Origin of the sequence: Empedobacter sp. UBA5036 (genome assembly GCF_002415215.1) — a bacterium.
GTDB classification, from domain to species: Bacteria; Bacteroidota; Bacteroidia; order Flavobacteriales; family Weeksellaceae; genus Empedobacter; species Empedobacter falsenii_B.
This window is the reverse complement of the sequence record NZ_DICC01000019.1, coordinates 26,957-50,571: the sequence shown is the minus strand read 5'-3', so window position 1 is coordinate 50,571 and position 23,615 is coordinate 26,957. Positions and strand designations below refer to the sequence as shown.

The 23,615-nt window shown below is 32.6% G+C and carries 24 protein-coding genes; 15 read left to right on the top strand and 9 right to left on the bottom strand.

What is annotated here, in order from left to right; genetic code table 11:
- Nucleotides 1-4: 4 nt before the first annotated feature.
- From B4J88_RS02860 to B4J88_RS02840, 5 genes are all read right to left on the bottom strand, one after another.
- Nucleotides 5-1,672: a murein hydrolase activator EnvC family protein gene (locus tag B4J88_RS02860; protein ID WP_291066299.1), complete on the bottom strand. Its 1,668-nt coding sequence runs from the start codon at nt 1,670-1,672 to the stop codon at nt 5-7.
- Nucleotides 1,672-2,472 carry a DUF4292 domain-containing protein gene (locus B4J88_RS02855; protein WP_219034666.1) on the bottom strand — a complete coding sequence of 267 codons (801 nt, stop codon included), beginning with the start codon at nt 2,470-2,472 and terminating at the stop codon, nt 1,672-1,674. The genes B4J88_RS02860 and B4J88_RS02855 overlap by 1 nt, the downstream gene beginning before the upstream one ends.
- Nucleotides 2,473-2,478: 6 nt before the next feature.
- Nucleotides 2,479-3,501 carry a sugar phosphate nucleotidyltransferase gene (locus B4J88_RS02850; protein ID WP_280045870.1) on the bottom strand — a complete coding sequence of 341 codons (1,023 nt, stop codon included), beginning with the start codon at nt 3,499-3,501 and terminating at the stop codon, nt 2,479-2,481.
- Nucleotides 3,502-3,597: 96 nt separating this feature from the next.
- Complete coding sequence (dut, locus tag B4J88_RS02845; RefSeq protein ID WP_038336568.1) at nt 3,598-4,032, bottom strand: dUTP diphosphatase; 435 nt, start codon at nt 4,030-4,032, stop codon at nt 3,598-3,600.
- A gap of 2 nt (nt 4,033-4,034) precedes the next feature.
- On the bottom strand, nt 4,035-5,453 hold the full coding sequence (locus tag B4J88_RS02840) for a lipopolysaccharide biosynthesis protein (protein WP_291066297.1): 1,419 nt from the start codon (nt 5,451-5,453) through the stop codon (nt 4,035-4,037).
- Nucleotides 5,454-5,549: 96 nt separating this feature from the next.
- On the opposite strand from B4J88_RS02840, the gene B4J88_RS02835 reads away from it, so the two are divergent.
- The 8 genes from B4J88_RS02835 (at nt 5,550) to B4J88_RS02800 (ending at nt 12,996) form a co-directional block, all read left to right on the top strand.
- Entirely contained in the window at nt 5,550-6,551 is a 1,002-nt protein-coding gene (locus tag B4J88_RS02835) for an NAD(P)H-dependent glycerol-3-phosphate dehydrogenase (RefSeq protein ID WP_038336564.1), read from the top strand.
- 1 nt (nt 6,552) lies between these two features.
- Nucleotides 6,553-6,966: a hypothetical protein gene (locus tag B4J88_RS02830; protein WP_291066295.1), complete on the top strand. Its 414-nt coding sequence runs from the start codon at nt 6,553-6,555 to the stop codon at nt 6,964-6,966.
- Between the two features lie 87 nt (nt 6,967-7,053).
- Entirely contained in the window at nt 7,054-7,533 is a 480-nt protein-coding gene (locus B4J88_RS02825; protein WP_291066293.1) for a hypothetical protein, read from the top strand.
- Between the two features lie 116 nt (nt 7,534-7,649).
- Nucleotides 7,650-8,525 carry a bifunctional 5,10-methylenetetrahydrofolate dehydrogenase/5,10-methenyltetrahydrofolate cyclohydrolase gene (locus B4J88_RS02820; RefSeq protein WP_125349219.1) on the top strand — a complete coding sequence of 292 codons (876 nt, stop codon included), beginning with the start codon at nt 7,650-7,652 and terminating at the stop codon, nt 8,523-8,525.
- Between the two features lie 4 nt (nt 8,526-8,529).
- On the top strand, nt 8,530-9,177 hold the full coding sequence (locus B4J88_RS02815) for a 7-carboxy-7-deazaguanine synthase QueE (protein ID WP_052217917.1): 648 nt from the start codon (nt 8,530-8,532) through the stop codon (nt 9,175-9,177).
- Nucleotides 9,178-9,273: 96 nt separating this feature from the next.
- A complete protein-coding gene (locus tag B4J88_RS02810) occupies nt 9,274-9,795 on the top strand; it encodes a plastocyanin/azurin family copper-binding protein (RefSeq protein ID WP_291066291.1) in 522 nt (173 codons plus the stop codon).
- A gap of 229 nt (nt 9,796-10,024) precedes the next feature.
- The gene (locus B4J88_RS02805; protein ID WP_286495849.1) at nt 10,025-11,758 is read left to right on the top strand and encodes a thiamine pyrophosphate-dependent enzyme; all 1,734 of its coding nucleotides are present in this window, start codon (nt 10,025-10,027) and stop codon (nt 11,756-11,758) included.
- The gene (locus B4J88_RS02800; protein WP_291066289.1) at nt 11,758-12,996 is read left to right on the top strand and encodes an MFS transporter; all 1,239 of its coding nucleotides are present in this window, start codon (nt 11,758-11,760) and stop codon (nt 12,994-12,996) included. The genes B4J88_RS02805 and B4J88_RS02800 overlap by 1 nt, the downstream gene beginning before the upstream one ends.
- Nucleotides 12,997-13,042: 46 nt before the next feature.
- On the opposite strand, the gene pgi is transcribed toward B4J88_RS02800, so the two are convergent.
- Nucleotides 13,043-14,695: a glucose-6-phosphate isomerase gene (pgi, locus tag B4J88_RS02795; RefSeq protein ID WP_291066287.1), complete on the bottom strand. Its 1,653-nt coding sequence runs from the start codon at nt 14,693-14,695 to the stop codon at nt 13,043-13,045.
- 163 nt (nt 14,696-14,858) lie between these two features.
- On the opposite strand from pgi, the gene B4J88_RS02790 reads away from it, so the two are divergent.
- The 5 genes from B4J88_RS02790 to B4J88_RS02770 are packed head-to-tail and all read left to right on the top strand — an operon-like array spanning nt 14,859 to nt 20,554.
- On the top strand, nt 14,859-16,484 hold the full coding sequence (locus B4J88_RS02790) for an alpha/beta fold hydrolase (RefSeq protein WP_280035179.1): 1,626 nt from the start codon (nt 14,859-14,861) through the stop codon (nt 16,482-16,484).
- A gap of 55 nt (nt 16,485-16,539) precedes the next feature.
- Complete coding sequence (locus B4J88_RS02785) at nt 16,540-17,286, top strand: lysophospholipid acyltransferase family protein (protein ID WP_291066285.1); 747 nt, start codon at nt 16,540-16,542, stop codon at nt 17,284-17,286.
- On the top strand, nt 17,283-19,133 hold the full coding sequence (locus tag B4J88_RS02780) for a M1 family metallopeptidase (protein WP_291066283.1): 1,851 nt from the start codon (nt 17,283-17,285) through the stop codon (nt 19,131-19,133). The genes B4J88_RS02785 and B4J88_RS02780 overlap by 4 nt, the downstream gene beginning before the upstream one ends.
- A gap of 3 nt (nt 19,134-19,136) precedes the next feature.
- A complete protein-coding gene (gene rnhA / locus B4J88_RS02775; RefSeq protein ID WP_038336544.1) occupies nt 19,137-19,610 on the top strand; it encodes a ribonuclease HI in 474 nt (157 codons plus the stop codon).
- A 29-nt stretch (nt 19,611-19,639) separates the two neighbouring features.
- Nucleotides 19,640-20,554: a hypothetical protein gene (locus B4J88_RS02770; RefSeq protein WP_280049256.1), complete on the top strand. Its 915-nt coding sequence runs from the start codon at nt 19,640-19,642 to the stop codon at nt 20,552-20,554.
- 61 nt (nt 20,555-20,615) lie between these two features.
- Here the strand turns inward: B4J88_RS02770 and B4J88_RS02765 are convergent, their stop codons facing one another.
- Genes B4J88_RS02765 through B4J88_RS02755 form a run of 3 tightly spaced genes read right to left on the bottom strand, consistent with a single transcriptional unit; the run spans nt 20,616 to nt 21,757 of the window.
- On the bottom strand, nt 20,616-21,389 hold the full coding sequence (locus tag B4J88_RS02765; RefSeq protein ID WP_291066281.1) for a TrmH family RNA methyltransferase: 774 nt from the start codon (nt 21,387-21,389) through the stop codon (nt 20,616-20,618).
- Between the two features lie 39 nt (nt 21,390-21,428).
- A complete protein-coding gene (locus B4J88_RS02760) occupies nt 21,429-21,623 on the bottom strand; it encodes a DUF4377 domain-containing protein (RefSeq protein WP_291066279.1) in 195 nt (64 codons plus the stop codon).
- Nucleotides 21,620-21,757 (bottom strand): hypothetical protein, encoded by a 138-nt coding sequence (locus tag B4J88_RS02755; RefSeq protein ID WP_291066277.1) that lies wholly within the window; start codon nt 21,755-21,757, stop codon nt 21,620-21,622. Before B4J88_RS02755 ends, B4J88_RS02760 begins: the two co-directional genes overlap by 4 nt.
- Before the next feature lie 154 nt (nt 21,758-21,911).
- Here B4J88_RS02755 and B4J88_RS02750 point away from each other — a divergent pair, with 154 nt between their 5' ends.
- Entirely contained in the window at nt 21,912-23,204 is a 1,293-nt protein-coding gene (locus tag B4J88_RS02750; RefSeq protein ID WP_038336270.1) for a peptidase U32 family protein, read from the top strand.
- Between the two features lie 13 nt (nt 23,205-23,217).
- The gene (locus tag B4J88_RS02745) at nt 23,218-23,448 is read left to right on the top strand and encodes a ferredoxin (protein WP_291053483.1); all 231 of its coding nucleotides are present in this window, start codon (nt 23,218-23,220) and stop codon (nt 23,446-23,448) included.
- Nucleotides 23,449-23,615: the final 167 nt, after the last annotated feature.

Sequence of the window (23,615 nt, the reverse complement as noted above, 5' to 3'; positions counted from 1 at the left end):
TTTATTACATTCCCGCTACCCAAGAAGCAGGATTTTGTTTTGTTGTTCCGCTCCAAACTTGGAAATTCATGATTGTTTCTCCATCTCCACTTGTATAGATAATTCCTAAAGACTGACCACGTTTTACATCATCACCTTTCGAAACACTTACACTTGATAAGTTTGTATAAACTGAATAATACGAACCATGTCTTACCAATACAGATTTACCATTTCCAGATACACTCATTACAGCTTGAACAGTTCCTTCGTAAACAGCGCGTGCATGTGCACCACGATAAGTTGAAATATCAACACCACTATTTTGCGTTGTAATATTAGATAAAACTGGATGAGAATTAGAACCAAATCTACTTACAACCGTTCCTTTATCAACAGGCCAAGGTAGACGACCTTTGTTTGATGAGAATTCTCCCGAAATACCTTCAGAATCTGGACGTTCTGCAAAAGTCTCAGCTGGTTTTACTGCATCTACTTTTACAACACGTTCTTTTTCTGGCACTTTTACAACAACTTTCTGCTCAGCTTCTATCTTCGCTTTACGCTCAGCTTCTGCTTTTGCAGCCGCAATTTTACGAGCATCCTCTTCTTTTTGAGCTTTTAGACGAGCATCTTCTTCTGCTTTACGTTGAGCAATGATGCGTTGACGTTCAGCTTCTGCTTCGCGTTCTAATTGTTCAAATTTAGCAACTTCTGTTTTTGCTGTAGATACGAAACTTCCTGTTGGATGATGATTCAAATAAGATTGATACGCTTGTTTTGTATGCGCTGAACGTGCAATATTCCATGCTTTGGCATCATTCTCAATTCTTAAAATAGCTGTACGAGCTGATTTCGCATAATCTCCTTTTGGGTTATCTCTTAAATACTCATTATAAGATGCAATTGTATTTCCTCGTTTAGCTTCGTTCCAATCTTTTAAATCTTTTTCTGCACGAATCTTTGCTTGTCGAATCTCTTCTTCAATAATTGCTTTAATCTGTGCATCAATTTGGCGTTGTTGTGCTTCTTTTGCATTAATTTCAGCAGCAATAACACCTTCGTTTTTACGGAATTCTTCGACCGCTTTCTCTTTTGTTAATCGTTCTTTTTCAAGATTTTGACTAAACAAAGTTTGCTGAGAAAGTACTTTTTCTTTTTCGTCTTTCGCTTTTTCTTTTTTTGCTTTTTTCGTCTGAATATCAGTTTGTTTACCGATAATTTCATTTGCTTGTCCTAATTGAAAAGCCGAATATTTTTCTAAATATTTGATACGACGATATGCTTCTCCCAAACTTTTAGAAGAAAGCACAAAAAGTAATTTATTTTCAACAGATTTGTTCTTATATGCTCGAACCAAAACCTGTTTGTAGTCTTTTTTTAGCTCAACCAACTCGCGCGAAAGTTTATTAATCTCTAATTGAGTTAAATAAATTTCGTCCTCGATAAAGCGTTTTTCTTTCGATAAGTTGTTAACTAATTTTGTTTGTACCTGAATTTTTTTCGTCAAATTCTGCACAAAATCAACATTTAACTTCGAATTTTGCTTATTAACCTCGAGTTGTTTGTTTAAGTTTATAATCTCTTTTTTAAGCTGAGCATTCTGTTTTTGTAAGTTCGCTTTATTGTACGGAACCTGCGCAAACACTGATAATGACAACGTTAAAAGTACAGTTGATAAAACAAACTTCATTATTTTATTTCTTTTTTCTTATACCCATCTGGAATTGAGAACGGTGTGTTCGTTTCCTGAAACGTAAAACTATTATATTCCAAGTCTATTTGACGCGTTTTTTTCTCTTTTATAATAATTTTAACATTTTTCGGAAATTCCTCTGCTCCAGCTTTTACCCAATTGTCGTAAGCCAAATCAACTTCCATTTTTCGTTTTGGATCTTTCAGATGTGCTTCTTTCAATCGGAAACCATTATCAAAAACATATGTTTGTATATATTCGCCTTCTTTTGGAGAAGTCGCAATCGCTTGATTTTTATTATATGTAATCGTATATTGATTATTCGCAAAAGTCGCTGTATAATCTGTAGGATTAAGATCAACGAAAACTTTTCCTAACATCAAATTTTGTAATTTTTGATAATCGATAAAATCAACTTTCAATAATTTATTTGCAATAGAAAAATCTCCTTCATAATATGTTCCACCTAACTTTTCAAAAGCCGAAAAACCATCAGGCGTAATCAATGCGCGTGCACCTGTAAATCCAAATTTTGTAGCATTAACCCATATCTTTTGTCCATTTTTCACAGCAATTGTAGCATTTACATCTCCAGAAATTTCTTCTAAATCTGCCGTTACTTTTGCCTTAATCGTTAAATCTTTGAATGATGTTTTTTTTGACAAGGTTTGCTGAATAATTTTCGAAGAAGCTGAAACAACTTCTGTATTATCTTTATCTACTTTTGCTACTTTCTGAGTGTTACAAGCTGTTGCAAGAACTCCTAAACAAAAGATATACGTTAATTTTTTGATCATAATTTATTAAGCTTCGTGAGATTTAAAATCCAATTCTGAGTAATCTCCTAAACTGATACTGCGCGAAACACCGTAATATTTGGCATTGTTTCCGATCATTGTATCTGTAAGATTTGCATTACTGATGATTGAATTTTCTTGAATCAAACTGTTATCAATATTCGAGTTTTCAACAACTGTTCCATTTCCTAATGAAACAAAAGGTCCAATTTTCGAATTTTTAATCACAACATTTTCTCCAATAAAACATGGCTCGATGATTAATGAATTGTCAACCGTTGCTGATGCAGCAATTCCTTTAAATTCTTCTTTATCTAAGTTAAGAACACGAGTGTTTGTATCTACAGTAACGGCTTTGTTACCACAATCCATCCATTCGTCTACTTTTCCAAGCGTAAATTTATCACCCGCAGCACGCATATTTTCTAATGCATCCGTCAATTGATATTCACCTCCTTTTTGAATATCATTTTCTAATAAATATTCGATTTCTTTATATAGCTTTTGTCCATCACGGAAAAAGTAAATTCCGATAATTGCTAAATCCGAAACAAATTCTTTTGGTTTTTCTACGAAATCAGTGATAACACTGTTATCGTCTAATTTCACAACGCCAAAAGCTGATGGATTTTCAACTTGTTTTACCCAAACAACCCCATCCGACTCCATATCTAATTTGAAATCTGCACGAAATAATGTGTCTGCATACGCCACAACCGTTGGTCCATCCAAAGCTTCTTTTGCCATCCAAATAGAATGTGCTGTTCCAAGCGGCTCCAATTGATGACAAATTGTTCCTTTTGCTCCTAATTTTTCTGCAATTGCAATTAAATCAGCTTCAACCTCAGCTCCAAAATCACCAATTACAAAAGCAATTTCGTCAATTTTTTCTGAACAAACTTTTGCAATATCTTCTACCAAACGATGTACGATTGGTTTTCCAGCAATTGGAATTAATGGTTTTGGTGTTGTTAATGTATGAGGGCGTAAACGTGAACCACGTCCTGCCATTGGGATAATAATTTTCATTTTATTTCTAAAAATATTTTTTGTTAGATTGATATTTTATGATTGGATTAATTCTTTTTTACATTCTTCGACAAGCTCAGAATGATAAAAAAATATTTATTGTTTTCCTGTACTTCCGAAACCTCCAGCTCCTCGTTCAGTTTCATTTAATGCATTAGATTCTTCCCATTCAACCGTTTCGTGTTTTGCGATTACTAATTGTGCAATACGTTCACCATCGTTGATTGTGACTGCTTCGTTAGAAACATTCGCTAAAATAACACCGATTTCTCCACGATAATCTGCGTCGATTGTTCCAGGAGAATTCAAACAAGTTAAACCATATTTTAACGCCATTCCACTACGAGGACGAACTTGTGCTTCGTAACCTGCTGGTAGCTCAATGCTCAATCCTGTTGGAATTAATCTTCTTTCCAAAGGTTTTAATTCGATTGGTGCATCAATGTTAGCAGTTAAATCCATTCCAGCCGATAAAGCTGTTTTATATTCTGGTAAAGCGTGTTTCGAGATGTTGATAACTTTTACTTTCATCTTTATTTTCTTAGTTTTTTAAGTGTGTTTTTTTCCGCAAACGCAATAAGCGCAATGTACACGATTAGAATCAGATTACCAATAATCAAATTAGAATCGAGAATGTAATAATTTGTACATGCTAAAGCAATTGCAATTCCCATGTAAAGTACAATTTTATTGACTTTATACGGAATCGGATAAACTTTCTGACCCCAAATGTACGAAATCACCATCATTACACCATACGCCAATAAAGTTGTCCAGGCAGAAACCATAAAACCATATTTTGGCAATAAAAAAACATTCAAAATAATAGTAATCGCACCACCAACCAATGAAATTATAGTTCCGATACTTGTTCTATCCGTTACTTTGTACCATGTTGAAAGGTTATAATAAATTCCGAAAAATAAATTCGCAATTAAAATAATTGGGACAATATCTAAAGCATTCCAATACGTTGAATTTGGAACAAATATTTTCTTAATCCAGTCAATATTTGCTAAAATTCCAAGAATTACAATATTACAAATGATACTGAAAAAGAACAAAATATTCGCGTATGTCTGTTTTGCATCTCCTTTTTTGGCAACTTTAAAGAAAAATGGTTCTATTCCCATTCGATAAGCTGTTACGAAAAGCGTCATTAATGTTGCTAATTTGTAACAAGCGCCATAAGAACCCGCTGCTGCTGGATCTATTAATTGTCGTTGAACTAATTTATCGAAATTTTCATTTAAAATATACCCCAAACCAGCAATCATAATCGGATAACCGTACAAAAACATTTGTTTGAAAAGTGATTGATCAAATTTGAATTGAACATGACGTACAACGCCTATTAATAATACAAATCCTAAAATACTCGCTAATAAATTCGCTATAAAAGGATAGGAAATCGCATTATCAAAACCTAAACCTAGCATAAAATCTTTCGAAACATAATACAACAAACCAATTGTCAAAACTGCTTGAAAAACATTCTGAATTACGCGAATTGTTGTATATAATATTGGTCGATTTTTAAAACGTAGAACTGCAAAAGGGATCACACAAATTGCATCAAAAAAAGCAATCCACGCAAACCACAAAATATATTCTGGGTGATCGCTATAATTTGCAGAATCTGCCAGAGGTTGTAAAAAAAGAAAAACTAAAACGAGCATTGCAGTAGAACTCATCACCATAAACCAAAAAGCTGTATTCAACACTTTTTGATACATTCCTTCTTCGGTTGCATAACGGAAAAATGCAGTCTCGAAACCAAATGTTAAAATGACATTCAGGAAAGAAACCGCAGAATATAATTGAGAAAACATTGCAAAATCTGAATTATCAACTTGCTTGATAATAAAAAAATTCAATGCTAAAATAATTACCCTCGGCAATATAGAGCCAATACCGTAGATAATGGTCTCACTAAAAAGCTTTTTATACAAAGTCGTTAAAATTTTTACAAAATTGAGTTTCTTTTCGTAAAATTCAAAATACCTAAGCTACAAATTAATTAACTTTGTCTATTCAATACATATATTATGATAGAGTTATCTAATCGTAAAGTTGGATTAATAGGGAATGGAAGCTGGGCAACTGCGATTGCAAAAATGCTGAATAAAAACCTTGAAACTTTCAACTGGTGGGTAAAAGATGAATACGTAAAAGGATATTTAGAGCGAAATAGACATAATCCAAATTATTTAACTGATGTCGAATTTAAGTCAGAAAAGCTTAAAATTTCAACGGATATCAACGAAGTTGTCATGAATTCGGATATAATCTTTTTGGTTGTGCCATCTATTTACGTTGCCGATTGTTTGAGTAAATTAACTGTTCCGTTGACAGATAAATTTGTAGTAACATCAATCAAAGGAATTATTCCAGATCATTATCAATTGGTTGGACAATATTTGTTTGATAAATTCGATGTAAAAGAAGAACAATTAGGAATTGTAAGTGGTCCTTGTCACGCTGAGGAAGTTGCTTTGGAGCGTCTTTCTTATTTAACAATTGCGGCGCAAGACGAAAACAAAGCACAAGTTGTTGCGGATTGTTTAGCATGTGATTTTATCAAAACGAAACTTTCAAACGATATTTACGGAACTGAATTTGGCGCGGTATTGAAAAATATTTACGCGATTGCAGCAGGTATAGCGCATGGTTTGGGTTATGGAGATAATTTCCAAGCAGTTTTGATGAGTAATGCGATTCGAGAAATGAATCATATTTTAAAAACTGCAAGTCCAATGAAGCGTAAAATTAACGATTCGGCTTATTTAGGCGATTTGTTAGTAACAGGATATTCGTTCTTTTCACGAAATCGAATGTTCGGAAATATGATTGGAAAAGGTTACACCGTAAAATCTGCTATTTTGGAGATGAATATGGTTGCCGAAGGTTACTATGCGACAAAAGGTGTGGCAATTATGAATGAGCAATACCAAATAAAAGCGCCAATTATCAACGCTGTTCATAAGATTTTATACGAAGATAAAAACGCAAAAAAAACTTTCGAAAAGTTGTCTAAAAAATTAGATTAAGATGATTAAACAAGATTTTATTTCAAAATATATTCAAGAATTAAACAAAAAATTGGCTCGAATCATTTCGTTAGAAGTTGGAAATGCTGATGAAGGTTTTTTGATTATTTTCAATCAAATGTTACAATCGTATTACAAGATTGATGATAATAGTTTATCAACATTATTGGAAACAAACGAAGAACGCGATCAATTTTTATTAGCTGATGAATTGAAAAAGAAAAATATTTTGACGTTTATGAAAGCTATTCGTATTTATCTAAATCGAGAAGATATCACAAAAGCAAAAGCTTCTTTCGAAGTCTTGACACGCATTGAAAGTATCAATTCTGGAATTTTTCAATTTCCGACAGAAGAAGATAATTTGATTGCACAAGAACGAAAAGTAGTGGAAGAAAAAATGAGTAATTTGTAATAAAATCAAACTTTATAAAATTTCAAAAAAGCTGTTAGAAAACTAACAGCTTTTTTTGTATATTAACACAACCTAAATCAATCTACTATGGATAATATTATCTCATTACTTTGTTGTATTTTGCCTTTTTTGTTAATTTTTGGAATTGCTTTTTGGGCAAGTAAATCACGCGAAAAGAAACAAAATGCTTTGTTAGCACAAGTTCCTACAAATGCTGATTTCAAAGCAGTTTTGCGTTATAACTTTGGAAATCAACAATCAAAATTCTTTAAAATGAAAGCGTTTCAAGGAAGTGGTATTTTATATGTTTTGGACGACAAAATACATTATATCACCACAAATAATCCGAATGATAATTTTATTTTTGACTTGAAAACTTCACAAATCAATTGGATTGGTGTTAATCTTACAAATGGTTTCTTGGAATGGTTTCAATTGAAAAATGGAGAAAAAGATTATTATTTCAATGTCGAAACGGGCATGTTTATTTTTAACACGAATTCCAAAAAAATGAACACAACACAAGTTTTTAATTACTTAAAAGAAGCGCAGAAAAAATATCAATAATGCTAAAAACACTTCACAACGAAGTGGTTTTTCTATTTAATCAGAAAATCATCAACTCAAAACTTAATGATTTATTTTCCAATTTGTCCGTATCTTTGCGCAAACACAACAAAACAATGCAAATTTTAGACGGTATTAAACTGGCAAAAGAGATCAAACAAGAGATCAAGGAGCTGGTGCAGAATTACAAGGACCAAGGAGTTCGTGTACCACATTTGGGTGCAATTTTAGTAGGAAGTAATGGTGCTTCTCAGACCTATGTTGACAATAAAATCAAGGATTGTCATTTTGTAGGTTTCGAGTCATCAGAATTACGTTTGCCTGATACAATTTCTCAAGAAGATTTGATTGCAGAAATTGAAAAATGGAACAATGATGATACATTGGACGGGTTTATCGTGCAATTGCCATTACCAAAACACATCGATCAAGAAGCGGTTATCAATGCAATTGATCCTAAGAAAGATGTAGATGGTTTTCATCCGATGAATTTTGGTAAAATGGCGTTAGAAATGGAAACATTTTTACCTGCTACACCTTACGGAATTATGGAAATGTTAGAGCGTTACAACATTGATACAGCTGGTAAACATACAGTTGTGATTGGTCGTTCTCGCATCGTTGGTCGCCCAATGAGTATTTTGATGAGTAAAAACGGAAATCCTGGAAACAGTACAGTAACATTAACTCATTCGAAAACTCAAAATTTAGAACAATTTACAAAAGAAGCTGATATTGTGATCACTGCATTAGGTGTTCCTGGTTTCTTAAAAGCTGATATGGTAAAAGTTGGAGCGGTTATCGTTGACGTAGGAATTACACGCGTTGATGACGAAACTAATCCACGAGGATTTAGATTAGCTGGTGATGTAGATTTTGATAATGTAAAAGAAAAAGCATCGTGGATAACGCCAGTTCCAGGAGGAGTTGGACCAATGACACGCGCTATGTTATTAAAAAACACATTGTTGGCATACAACAACAAAAAATAAAATTATGATACACATTGCATCAACAACTGCAGAAGAACAACAATTGATACAAGAAGGGAAATTATTGCCTGTTATGGAGCATTTTTACACAATTCAAGGTGAAGGAATGTACACAGGTGTGGCTTCTTATTTTATTCGATTAGGAGGTTGTGATGTTGGTTGCCATTGGTGCGATGTAAAAGATAGTTGGGATGCTGAAAAGCATCCCTTAACTAATGTGGATGAATTGGTGGATTTGGCAACTTCTCAAGCCAAAACAATCATCATTACAGGAGGAGAACCTTTAATGTGGGATTTGACTTATTTGACAAAAAAACTACACGAAAAAGGTGCAAGAATCCATATTGAAACTTCGGGTGCCTATCCGTTGAGCGGAGAAATTGATTGGGTTTGTCTTTCTCCTAAGAAATTAATGTTGCCGTTAGACGAAGTTTGCGAAGCTGCAAATGAATTGAAATGTATTGTGTTCAATAATCACGATTTTCAATTTGCTGAAGAACAAGCTGCTCGAGTTGGAAAAGATTGTACGCTTTTCTTACAAACAGAGTGGAGCAAACGCGACAAAAACCTTCCATTGATTGTGGAATATGTAAAAGAAAATCCAAAATGGCGTTATTCTTTACAAACACACAAATATTTGGATATTCCTTAGAAATTTATCTGTTTAAAATCAGTTCTATTTAGACTGAGTAAATTTTTTTAAGTTACTGAATTTCATTATTTTTACATCAAACAAAAAATTGAAATAATGAAAAAAATAGCTTTGATGAGTTTCGCGGCAATTTTGATGATGAGCTGCGGAGATTCTAAGAAAGATGAATCAACTCAACCAGAAATAGATTATAGTACAGCTCCATCAGAAGATGCTGAAACTTCTACAGCTACGCCTGCTACAAACAATCATATTGTTTTGAAAGCGAGTGATGATATGCGCTACGATAAAACTGAATTTACAGTAAAAGCTGGTGAAGAAGTAACTTTAATCTTAATGAATGCTGGTGAAATGTCAAAAGAAGCAATGGGACATAATTTTATTTTGTTAAAACCAGGTTCTGATGTTTCTGCTTTTGCAAATACAGCGGCTTCTGCTAAGGCGACAGATTATATTCCGACCGAATTACAATCAGAAATTATTGCGCACACAAAATTGTTAGGTGGTAAAGAAAATGATCAAATCAAATTTACTTTAGAAGAAGGTACATACGATTTCTTATGTTCTTTCCCTGGTCATTTTGCCACAATGAATGGAAAAATAAAAGCGGTTAAATAAATTAAATATTTAATATGTCAAATATAATATTGGCACAAATATTGAATTATATTAATCGTATAAGATTTAGTAGAGTAAATTTTGTCCTCATGTGTTAATTTTAAGCCTGTTTCTTAACAGGCTTTTTTATTTTACAAAAATTTATTGTTCAAATATTTAACACTTATTCCAAATATTTTCATTCTATAATTTCATAACTTGTTAGTCACAATCAAAAAAATACTTTATTATGGGAAAGAATGTAGCACATCAAATTGTAGAATTACTAGAAAAAGCGAATATAAAACGTGTTTATGCAGTAACTGGTGATAGTCTCAATTTTTTTAATATTGCAGTTAAACAAAGTGACAAAATTGATTGGGTTCATGTAAGACATGAAGAAGCTGGAGCAATAGCTGCTACTGCCGAATCAGAATTGAATGGGATTGGATGTTGCGCTGGAAGTTCTGGTCCTGGTCATGTACATTTGATTAACGGAGTTTATGAAGCGCATAAATCAAGAACTCCTTTAGTTGTAATTGCCTCTACTCTGCCTACAATAGAATTTGGTACAGATTATTTTCAGGAAACGAATACTATTAAACTTTTTGATGATTGTAGTTGTTATAATCAAATTATTACTCGAGCAGAACAAGTTCCTAGAATGGTACAAACAGCAATACAACATGCTATTTCAAAAAAAGATGTTGCAATTATTGGACTTCCAGGAGATATTGCAGAAATGGAAGCCGTTGAAAGTAATTATACCTCGAATTTCTATTTCAATCAACCTATTATTACTCCAAATAAAACTGAATTAAGAGAAGCTGCTTCTATTATAAATGATGCTAATAATATTACCTTATTCTGTGGAATTGGCGCATCTCAAGCAAATGAAGAAGTTATAAAACTTTCTCGTCATTTGCATGCTCCAGTTGGATATTCGTTCAAAGGAAAAATGAGTATTCAACCCAATAATCCAAATGAAATAGGAATGACAGGATTACTTGGTCAACCATCTGCTTATCATGCTATGCACAAAGCTGATTTAATTATTTTGATTGGTACCGATTTTCCTTATAAAGATTTTATTCCAACAGATAAAAAAATCATTCAAATTGATTCAGATGGCTCTAAACTTGGACGAAGAGCTAAAATTGATTTAGGATTAGTCGGAAATGCAAAAGAAACAATTAACGAATTAATTGAGTTATTAGAACCTAAGCAAGACAAAGATTTTTTGGATAGTCAATTAGAAATGTACAAGAAAGTTCTTGAAAGCAAAATGACATTTGTTCATGAAAAAGGAAAAGAAAATGCCATTCAACCCGAATATGCAGCTTATTTATTAGATGAGTTAGCTACAAAAGATGCTATTTTTACAGTTGATACAGGAATGTGTTGTGTTTGGGGAGCACGTTATATAACGGGTACGGGGGAAAGGAAAATGTTAGGATCTTTTAATCATGGTTCTATGGCAAATGCAATGCCTCAAGCGATTGGTGCACAAATGGCATATCCTGACAGACAAATTATTGCGATGTGTGGTGATGGTGGAATTTCAATGTTATTAGGAGATTTAGCAACCATCAAACAATATAATCTACCTGTTAAACTTATTATTTTTAATAATAGAACATTAGGAATGGTTAAATTGGAAATGGAAGTTGCTGGTTTACCTGACAATGAAACAGATATGGAAAATCCTGACTTTACTTTGATTGGAAAAGCAATGGGAATAGAAAGCGAATCGGTTAAAAATCCTGATGATTTACCTGATGCAATCGGAAGAGCTTTTGCTCATAATGGACCGTATTTATTAAATGTATTTACAAATCCAAACGCTTTAGCAATGCCTCCAAAAGTAGATCTTGATCAAATGATTGGAATGACAAAATCTATGGCGAAACTAATGTTAGGTGGAAAAATGAATGAGGTAATGGAAACGATTAAATCCAATTATAAACATTTAAAAGATTTATAATGAATCAATCATCATCTATCACACAATCAAGTAAAAAACTTTTCATCATTGCATGGGTTTTAGGCTTAATCTTTTATTTCATTGATTACGCAACTCGTTCTGCGCCTTCATTAATGATCACAGATTTGGCTCAGAATTACAACATTTCTAAAGAAAATTTAGTTTCTCTCATTGGAACATATTATTACACCTATTCGATATTCGCTTTAATTGCTGGAATATTTTTAGACAAATTTGGTGCAAGATATTCGATGTTTGCAGGATGTTTTATACTCGGAATAGGATGTATTTTATTTATCGCTTCCTCCCAATTCGCTGGAACAACAGGCAGATTATTACAAGGAGCAGGTAGCGCATTTGCTTTTCCTGGTTGTGTCTATTTAGCAACCAAAGGATTCTCATCAAAATCTTTAGCAACAGCAATAGGCTTCTCTCAATGTATAGGAATGCTTGGTGGAGCGGCAGGACAATTTGTGGTTGCGCCATTATTAGAAAATGGTTTTGGATATAAAACATTTTGGATAATTGCTGGAGTTTTATGTATAATTCCAGCTGTAGCAATGCTGTTCATAACTCCAAAATCGTCTGAAGAAGAGATCGAAAAAAGTAAACAAACCTCTTTTATTGAACCTTTCAAAATTATTTTCAGCAATCCAAATTCTTGGTTAACTGGTATTATTTCTGGATTATTATTTATACCGACAACAATTTTTGCCATGACTTGGGCTGTTCCTTTTTTCAAATTAGACTTAGGTTTTGATGCTCACAATGCTGCTATGACTGCTGCTATGGCGTCACTAGGCTGGGTAGTTGGATGTCCATTAATGGGTTATATAACGGATAAAATAGGAAAAAGAAAACCTGTTATTCTTTTTGGTTGTATCGGAATGATCCTGATGTTTTTACAACTCATTTATCTTTCAGATTTAATTCCAATAAAAGTTACATTTTTCATTTTTGGGCTTTTCTCTGGAGTCGCAATGATCCCATATTCGGTTATCAAAGAAGCTAATCCAGATTATGTAAAAGGCTCTGCAACTGGAGTTCAAAACTTTTTGACATTTGGTGTAACTTCTCTAGTTAATCCTGTTTTTGCTAAATTATATGGAAACGAAATTGTAAATGTTACAGATAAAACTGTACATTATCATCAAGCAATTTGGTTTTGGATCATTGGAATATTTATTGCCATTATTCTAACCTTATTTTTAAAAGAAACTGGTCACAAAAATTCATAAAAAAATCCGCTCATTGAGCGGATTTTTTAGTAATTATATTGATAAATTATTTTCTCCAATATTTATAAGCATTGATTAATCCATTTGTAGAAGCATCATGAGAAGTAACTTGTTCATCATTTTCTAACTCTGGTAAAATCACATTTGCTAATTGTTTTCCTAACTCTACTCCCCATTGATCAAAAGAGAAAATATTCCAAATAACACCTTGCACAAAAATTTTGTGTTCGTACATCGCAATTAAATTTCCTAAAACTTTTGGAGTCAATACTTGATATAAAATTGAGTTTGTAGGACGATTTCCTTCAAAAATTTTGAAAGCAGTTAAGAAATCAATTTCTTCTTTCGATTTCCCTGCTTTTTCTAATTCAGCAACAACCGTTTCTTCATCTTTTCCAAAAGCTAAAGCTTCTGTTTGAGCAAAAAAGTTTGATAATAATTTTGCATGATGGTCGCCTAAAACATTCAACGAATTAGCTCCTGCAATAAAATCGGCTGGAATTAATTTTGTTCCTTGATGGATTAATTGATAAAAAGCATGTTGTCCATTTGTTCCTGGTTCTCCCCAAATAATTGGTCCCGTTTCATAATCTACTTTTTTTCCATCACGACCAACATATTTACCATTACTTTCCATATCTCCTTGCTGAAAATATGCTGCAAAGCGCGATAAATACTGCTCATAAGGCAACAAAGCAACCGAATCTGCACCAAAGAAATTGTTGTACCAAATTCCTAAAAGCGCTAAAACAACTGGTATATTTTGATCTAAAGTTTCTGTTTTGAAATGCACGTCCATTTCATGCGCTCCCTCTAACAATTCTTCGAAATTATCGAAACCAACTGCCAAAGCAATGCTCAAACCAATCGCACTCCACAATGAATAACGACCGCCAACCCAATCCCAAAACTGAAACATATTTGCCGTATCAATTCCGAAATTTGCAACGCCTTCTGCATTGGTTGATAACGCTACAAAATGTTTCGCTACATCAGCTTCTTGCGCATCAGAATTCAAAAACCATTCTTTTGCAGAAAAAGCATTTGTCATTGTTTCTTGCGTCGTAAAAGTTTTTGAAGCAACAATAAATAATGTAGTTTCAGGATTTATTTCTTTAAAAGTTTCTGCTAAATGCGTTCCATCAATATTCGAAACAAAATGAATATTTAAACGAGTTTTATAATGTTTCAACGCTTCCGTCACCATCACAGGTCCAAGATCTGAACCACCAATTCCGATGTTAACAACATCTGTAATTTCTTTACCAGAAAAACCTTTCCATTCACCCGAAATTACTTTTTCCGAAAAAGATTTCATCTGATCTAAGACCTCATTAATTTGAGGCATCACATCTTTTCCTTCAACCAAAACCTCTTCATCAGAACGATTGCGCAAAGCTGTATGCAAAACTGCACGTTTTTCTGTTACGTTGATGACATCTCCTTCAAACATTTGCTGAATTGCCGTATCAACATCCATTTCTTTCGCTAAATCAACCAAAAGTTGAATCGTTTCTGCATTAATTCTATTTTTCGAATAATCGACTAATAACGAAGGATATTGAATCGAAAATTCTTCAAAACGATTTGCATTTTGAGCAAATAATTCTTTGATTGACGTATGTTGAATCGTTTGAAAATGTTTCTCTAACGCATTCCAAGCATTCGTAGTTGTTGGATTGATTGTATTTAAAGCCATAATATTTTTAGTATTCTTTCCTTAACAAATTTAATCATTTCATGCTCATCTCAAAACCAATATTATTACGATAACGTTTTAGATGAAAATTTTATGAAATAATTAATAAACGATTAATGTAACCTTTTTAAAAACAATGCGTCATATAGCAAACAACAAAGTCATGAGCAACTATTTTTTTGGATTAATTTTAAGTATTTGTACAATCGTTCAAGCCCAAATTCAAGTGAAAGGAACTGTAAAAGACAGTAATAATTTGCCAATTTCATACTGTTCTATTGGAATAGAAAATTCAGAAGTTGGAGCAATTACAGATGAAAATGGTCAATTTTCTATCGAAATTCCCGAAAATTTAACTAAAACTCATTTAGTTTTTGATGCGTCAGGTTATAATTTAACTTCAAAATCGGTTCATGATATTCAACAAAGTTCTGTTGTTATATTAACTGAAAAATCAATTTCATTGTCAGAGGTGACACTGAAAACAGAAAAAATGAAAGAAAAAATAATTGGTCAAAAAACTCGTCCAATGCTTACTTTTTCTAAAATGTTTGATGAAAATGTACCAACAATTGAACAAGGAAATATTTTTGAAATTTACCCAAATACAAAACTAAACGCATTTAATTTTCATATTATTCCAAGTTCTAAATACGAAGAAATCACTTTGAAAGTTAATATTTACGCATTTAAAAATGGTTTACCAACAGAATCGCTTTTAGATGAGAATATTATTTATAAAACTTCTACAACTGCATGGCAAAAAATTGATTTAACTCCTTATAAATTTCGATTCAAAAATGTAGAGCAAATTGCTGTAACATTACAATTAGTTCGTTATAAAAAACTTGATCAAGAAGATTTTGTTTTTGGTATTTCTGCTAAAAAATCTTTAGCAAAGGATTTATTGTTTAGGTATCAAAGTCAAGGAAATTGGGAAGCTTCTGCAGGCGTTTTTATCGCTAACTTAGAAGTTTTATACTCAAAAGATAGATTAACTATAAATGAGGAAAAGTCTGAAGAAATTGATACAAAAACACAAGAATTGATTTCATACTATCAGCATAAAGAGAAAGCTAAAAGGTCGATTTACGGAAAAAATAAGTCAGGAAAATATGTTGATATAAACGATGCGAAGATTTATTATGAAGAATATGGAGAAGGTGAGCCTTTGATATTTCTGCATGGAAATAATGGAAGTATTGAGGATTTTTATCAACAAATTCCATTTTTTGCGAAGCATTATCGAGTAATTGTTCTTGATACGCGCGGACAAGGTAGAAGTACCGATTTGACAAATACACCTTACACTTATGAAGAGTTTGCAAATGATTTATTTCAAGTAATTCAGCAACTTAATTTAAATAAAGTCAATCTTATTGGTTGGAGTGATGGTGGAAATACAGCTTTAATTTTTAATTCTAAATATCCTGAATTAGTTAATAAAATTGTAACAATTGGAGCAGTTCTTAATCCAAATGGAGTAAGCGAAGAACTGATTGGGAGTTTGAAAAGTTTAGCAAATAAGCCTTCCGAAAACACCAATTTACGTTTAATCAACTTAATGTTAAATGAACCAAATATCACAAAAAATGAATTAAATAAAATTCAAAATCCTGTATTGGTTATTGCTGGTGAAAAAGATGAAGTAAAAGAGAGTCATACAAAAGAAATTCAACAAAATATTTCAAAAGCAGAATTATTCATCATTCCAAATTCAACGCATTATGTTCCTTTTGAACAGCCAAAAGTATTGAATGAAGCTATTTTGAGGTTTTTGAAAAAATAGGAACATAGGTTTAGTTTTCATTTTCTCCATATCTTTACTCCAATAAACCAACTCAATGAAATACATCACAGGTTTTTTCGTCCTTATCTGGCGCATTTGGATGATTTTATTAGCCGCAATTTATGTCCTAACAATTGGTGTTTTTATCGTGCTACCTTTGGCAAGTTTCGAAAAAACATTCCCATATATTTATCCGTTAATTAGATATTGGGGCAAATTTGTGTTGTATGGAACAGGATTCAGAATAGATTACAAAAAACTTGTTCCACTCGATCCGAAAGAAAATTATGTTTTTATAGCTAATCATACTTCTGTGATGGATATTATGTTGATGTTGACGATTCTAAAACATCATCCAATCGTATTTGTTGGCAAGGCAGAATTGCTTAAAATCCCTATCTTTGGAAGAATATTCGAACGAATTTGTATTCCTGTCGACCGAAAAAGTGTACGTAGTAAAGCACTAGTTTATCCAGAAGCAAAGAAAAAATTAGACAAAAATCTGAGTATTTTTATTTTTCCAGAAGGTGGTGTAACAAACAACAAAGAATTCAAGATTTATTTGGATCCTTTCAAAGATGGAGCGTTTAACATTGCTATTGAAACACAAACGCCTTTGGCTGTTTTGGCGATTCATGGATTGAATAAAATGTTCCCATTCAATTGGTTTAGAGGATATCCAGGAAAAATAAAAGTTCGATTATTAGCTACTTTCGAAACCAAAGATTTAGACGTTAAAAAAGATAAAGTGGCGCTGAAAGAAGCTGCTTACAACACAATATTAAAAGACTTAGAACAATGAAAAATTTAGTTTATATCGCATTAGGAACGGCTTTAACGGCGGTTAGTTGCAATAAACAAATCTCTTCTAGCACAGAAACTGAAGTAAAGGATAATCAAACTTTTGCTGATTTAGATAAAGCTCGCATCAAACATTTGAGTTTGGATATCGAAACCGATTTTGATACGCATCAAATTAAAGGTTCTGCGGCTTATACATTCGAAAATAATCAAGCAAAACAATTGATTTTAGATACCGAAAAACTAATAATTGATTCAGTTTTATTAGCGAATGGAAAAAAAACAACATACAAACTAGGGGAAAAAGATTCTATTAAAGGTCAAGCCTTAATCATTGATGTTACGCCAAATGATACAATTGTAAAAGTTTTCTACAAAACTTCGCCTGATGCAAATGCTCTACAATGGTTAAATCCGCAACAAACACACGATAAAAAACATCCGTTTTTATTGTCTCAAGGACAAGCAATTTTAACACGTTCTTGGATTCCAATTCAGGATACACCAAGTGTTCGTTTAACGTACGATGCGAAAGTAAAAACACCAAAAGATTTGTTGCCTTTGATGAGTGCAATCAATCCGAAAGAAAAAAATACCGAAGGTGTTTACACCTTCAAAATGCCACAACCAATTGCACCTTATTTGATTGCTTTGGCTGTTGGAGATGTACAATATCAATCAATCGACAACAGAACGGGTGTTTATGCAGAACCTGGTTTGTTAAAAGCTGCTGCGTGGGAATTTTCCGATATGGGAAAAATGGTAACTGCTGCCGAGAAATTGTACGGAAAATATCCTTGGGAACAATTTGATGTATTGGTTTTACCGCCTTCGTTTCCTTTTGGTGGAATGGAAAATCCGCGTTTAACGTTTGCTACGCCAACTGCAATTGTAGGTGATCGTTCGATGACAAATTTGATTGCACACGAATTGGCTCATTCTTGGTCTGGAAATTTAGTAACGAATTCTACGTGGGATGATTTCTGGGTGAACGAAGGATTTACAGTTTATTTTGAGCGTCGAATCATGGAAGAATTAGAAGGAAAAGATTATGCGGATATGATTTCGGTAATCGGTTTTCAAGATTTGGAAACGTCGATGAAAAATATTCCAGAAAAATATACTTCATTAAAAGTGAACATGAAAGGAGCAAATCCTGATGATGCTTTTTCTGATGTTCCATACGATAAAGGTTATTTATTTTTGAAAATGTTAGAAGATAAATATGGTCGTGAAAAGTTTGATAAATTCTTGAATCAATATTTTTCTTCGCATGCATTCCAAACAATGACAACAGAAAAATTTGTTGATTATTTGAAAGCTAATTTAACAAATGGAGACGATTCTTTTGTTCAAGAATGGATTTATAACATAGGTTGGCCAAAAGATTTGAAAAAACCTACTTCAAAATTATTCGATTTAGCAGAAGCACAATTACAGCAAGATATTACAAACGGAAGAAATAAAGTTGCACCAAAAAAAGTGGCGATATCTACGAAATCTACAAACGAATGGGTTCATTTTATTCGTCAAATTGATACGACTAAAAACACAAAAGAAGATTTAGCTTATTTGGATGCTATTTATGATTTTACAAATTCAAAAAATCCAGAAATTGAATGTGCTTGGTTCGAAAAAGCATTTTTAATGCATTACGATAAAGTCAACACAAATGCGAAAGAATTCTTGGTAAATGTTGGTCGTCGTAAATTTTTAGAACCTTTATATTTAGCTTTAAAAGAATCTAATCAATTAGATTTAGCGAAGAATATTTACAAAGATGCACGTCCAAATTATCATTTTGTTGCGCGTCAAACAATTGACACAATGTTAAACTACAAACCATAAAACATGGCGATTGTAGCATATACAGACGGTTCGTCGTTGGGAAATCCTGGTCCAGGAGGATTTGGTTGTATTTTGTTGGAAACCGAGAAAAAAGTCAAAAAAGAAATTTCTCAAGGTTTTCGATTAACAACGAATAATCGAATGGAATTGTTGGCAGTCATTACGGCTTTGGAAACGCTAAAGTTTACCAACACGGAGATTACCATTGTGACGGATTCTAAATATGTGGTAGATGCTGTGGAAAAACGTTGGGTTTTTGGTTGGGTGCAAAAGAATTTCAAAGGAAAGAAGAATGCTGATTTGTGGAAAAGATTTTTAGAGGTTTATAAAATTCATCGCGTAAAATTTCAATGGATAAAAGGTCATGCTGGACATCATTGGAACGAAGAAGCTGATAAATTGGCAGTTGCGGCAGCAAATAAACCAGAAAATTTTAAGATAGATTCTTACTTCGAAATTCATCAAAACGAAGAATAATTTTCTACTTTTGTGAGGCAGAGAGAAAAATGAAAATGAAGACGTTGTGGAGATTTCTCCTACTACTTTTAATTACAATTTACAGTTGTTCGCCTAAAAAAGAAAAAGGTGAACTTGTCTACTTTAGTGGACGAATCGCAAATGCGCAAACAGATAGCATTTATCTATTATTGAATAATCGTGAAAAAGCTTTTGCTTTAGATTTTGATGGAAACTTTTCGGATACTCTTCAGTTAGTTGACGAAGGCTACAAAACACTTTCTATCGAGCGCGAAGAGTTTACAATTTATTTGATTCCAGGTGATAGTTTGATTCTAAATACAGATTTAAAACATTTGGAGAATAATTTCAAATTCTCTGGAATAGGAAAAAATCGAAACAATTATTTGGTTGACAAAAGTTTTAAAACGGATAAATTCTTAACTGAACATACCGAATTATTTAAACTTGCTCCGCCAGATTTCAAAAATCAAATCAAAAAGTTTCATCAAAAAGTTTTCGAAAATTTAGAAAAATTAGAAGTTAATTCTTCATTCATCAAAACAGAAAAAACGAATTTAAATTACGATTTTATCAATTTGTTGTACATATACAAGGATTCGTACACTTACTACAATCCTGCTTCACAACAATTACCCGTTAATTTTTTGACAGAATTAGACAAAATTGATTTAGATAATGACGAGGATTATAGAACGTATCAGAGTTACCGTAATATTGTCTTAACAAACTTACAAGAAAAATTATATCAAGGTCTTTCCCCAGATACTTTATTGGAAAACATCAAAAGTCAATCGATAAAAAACGGATTTATTAATTCATTAATCTATGAACTTGATCCAAAAGATCCGAATAGCAACGGAATTTATCAAGCGATACAAAAACACTGTAATTATCAACCTTGGTTGAATGAGGCTGCAAAGCGCATGAAAAAATTTGGTTGATAACTTAAAAAAATAAAAGCCACTTCTTTCGAAGTGGCTTTTATTTTTAATATTATATCTCTTATTGTCTTTGTCTCACTGCTTCGTAAACACAAATCGCTGCAGCATTACTTACGTTCAGTGAATCTACAAAACCTAACATCGGAATTTTAATCAACGAATCTGAATGATCAGCCCAAAAATCCGAAAGTCCTGTTGCTTCAGTTCCTAAAATAATCGCAGATGATTTTGTAAAATCAGTCTCGTATAAATTCTTTGTTTCATCTCTCAAAAATGTTGAAACCACTTGAATATTTTTCAACTTTAAGAAATCCAAAACAGCCTCTTTACTCGCCGATGCAATTTGATTGGTAAACAATGTTCCAACCGAAGAACGAATCACATTCGGATTGAAAAAATCAACTGTTTCATCACAAACAATTACAGCATCTACTTTTGCTCCATCTCCAGTTCGTAAAACTGCACCAAGATTCCCTGGTTTTTCTACAGCTTCCAAAACAACAACCAACGCATTTTCTGGTAATTGTAAATCCGTTAATGTCGAAGATTTCGTTTTATAGGCACCGATAATTCCGCCTGTCGATTTTCTATACGCAAGCTTTTCAAAAACTTGTTTGGTAATTGTAAATACTTTTGCCTGTCCAAAATCAATTGATTTGTTATAAATATCTTCGCAAATATAAATTTCAACCGCTTCGTAACCACCTTTTACAGCTAATTCATTTTCTTGTGTTCCTTCCACAATAAATAAACCTTGATTTTTACGTTCTCTCGATTTTTCTTGCAATTTCAGCAAGTTTTTAATCCTTGGATTTTGAAGACTTTCTATTAACATTTTACAAAATTACTCGAAATTCTTTGAAGTAGATTCAAATTATTTCATTGTTGCTAATTTTTTACTTACAACTTTTACTAACTTATATTTTAATGAAGATGCATCTGCTGGTGGATTTTCAATTTCAGATTTTGAAACAATAATTTGATATTCATAACCTGGTTCATGCTTAAATCCTTCAATCTTATTATAAAAATATTGCCACTCAGCTGCATTTGCTTCTTTTACCATCATACAACTCCTGCGGTACATTCTCTTGTTTCTGGAGCAACTGTTAACAATTCTTCTCCTTGTTTCAATTCTTTAGTTGAAGCACAAGAAGCAAATAAACCAACACTTAAAATACTTGATAAAATAATTTTTTTCATAGTATATCATATTATTGTTTGACAACAAATATTATGCTAAAAACTTGCTCAAACTTCAAAGTAAATTCATTTTCAAAAATTTAACTTGAATATAAATAACTTAATCACTTGTATTTTTTGTTGTACCTTTGCACCTTAAAATCAGAATTTTCGTATGACCAAAGATGGAAAAATGGAGTTGATGGCTCCTGCTGGGAATTTCGAATCGTTACAAGCAGCTTTAGATAATGGAGCTGATTCTGTATATTTCGGAGTTGAGCAGTTGAATATGCGTGCGAGAGCATCAATAAACTTTACAATGGACGATTTACCAGAAATCGTAAAACGTTGTGAGGAAAAAGGTGTGCGTTCTTACCTTACTTTAAATACAATTATATACGATCACGATTTATCTTTAATCAAAAACTTATTGGACAGAGCAAAAGAAGCTAATATTACGGCTGTTATTGCAATGGATCAATCGGTTATTGCCTATGCAAGACAAATTGGGATTGAGATTCATATTTCGACACAAATTAACGTTACGAATATCGAAACAGTAAAATTCTATGCAATGTTTGCTGATACAATGGTATTGTCTCGTGAATTGAGTTTGAAACAAGTGAAAAAGATTTGTGAACAGATTATCAAAGATGATGTTCGTGGACCAAGTGGAAATTTAGTTGAAATTGAAATTTTCGGTCATGGAGCATTGTGTATGGCTGTTTCAGGTAAATGTTACTTGAGCTTACATTCTCACAATTCTTCTGCAAATCGTGGAGCTTGTAAACAAAACTGTCGTAAAAAATATACCGTAATCGACCAAGAATCTGGTTTCGAAATCGAATTAGATAACGAATACATGATGTCGCCAAAAGACCTTTGTACAATGGAATTTTTGGATGAAGTGGTTGATGCTGGTGTAAAAGTATTGAAAATTGAAGGTCGTGGACGTGCTCCAGAATATGTTGCAACTGTGATTCGTGCTTATAGAGAAGCGATTGATTCTATTGCGGATAAAACATATTCGAAAGAAAAAGTGGATTACTGGATGGGATTATTGCAAACTGTTTATAACCGTGGTTTTTGGTCTGGATATTATTTAGGTCAAAAATTGGGAGAATGGTCTGCTGTTCCAGGTTCTATGGCAACTCAGAAAAAAGTTTATATCGGAAAAGGTGTTCATTTCTTCCCAAAACCAAGCATTGGTCAATTTGTAATTGATGCCTATGATTTGAAAGTTGGAGATTTGATTTTAGTAACAGGACCAACAACTGGAGCCAAAGAAATGGTGGTTACAGAAATGATGGTGGAAGATGTAAAATCTGATACAGCTAAAAAAGGTGATTCGATTACAATTCCGATGGAATTTAGAATTCGTCCTTCTGATAAATTATACAAATTAGTAAAAGTAGAAGAGCCAGGAACGCAACAAAATAGTGTTGAAGAAGGCGCTTATTCTCATTAAAAAATAGTTATCAATGGTCATTATTACGTTACAGCGCGATAAATGCATCGGATGCAACTATTGTTATGAGTTAGCACCAGAACGATTCAGAATGTCAAAAAAAGACGGTAAATCTGTTTTATTAAAAGCAATTGATAAAAAAGGTTTCCACACGTTGAAAGATCCTGATCATTCTATCGTAGATAATTGCGAACGTGCTGCCAAAGCTTGCCCTGTAAATATAATTACAGTAAAAGAAATATAGATTAAAACATTAGCTATATAAAAAGTCCATCAAAATTTTGATGGATTTTTTTATTTTTAAAATTTATTGGATTAATACACAACCACATAAAAGACAATTACGGTTTCCCGCATTTTTTATAAGCAACCTTTTTACCATATTTGCATCTAGATAATAGAATTGATAAC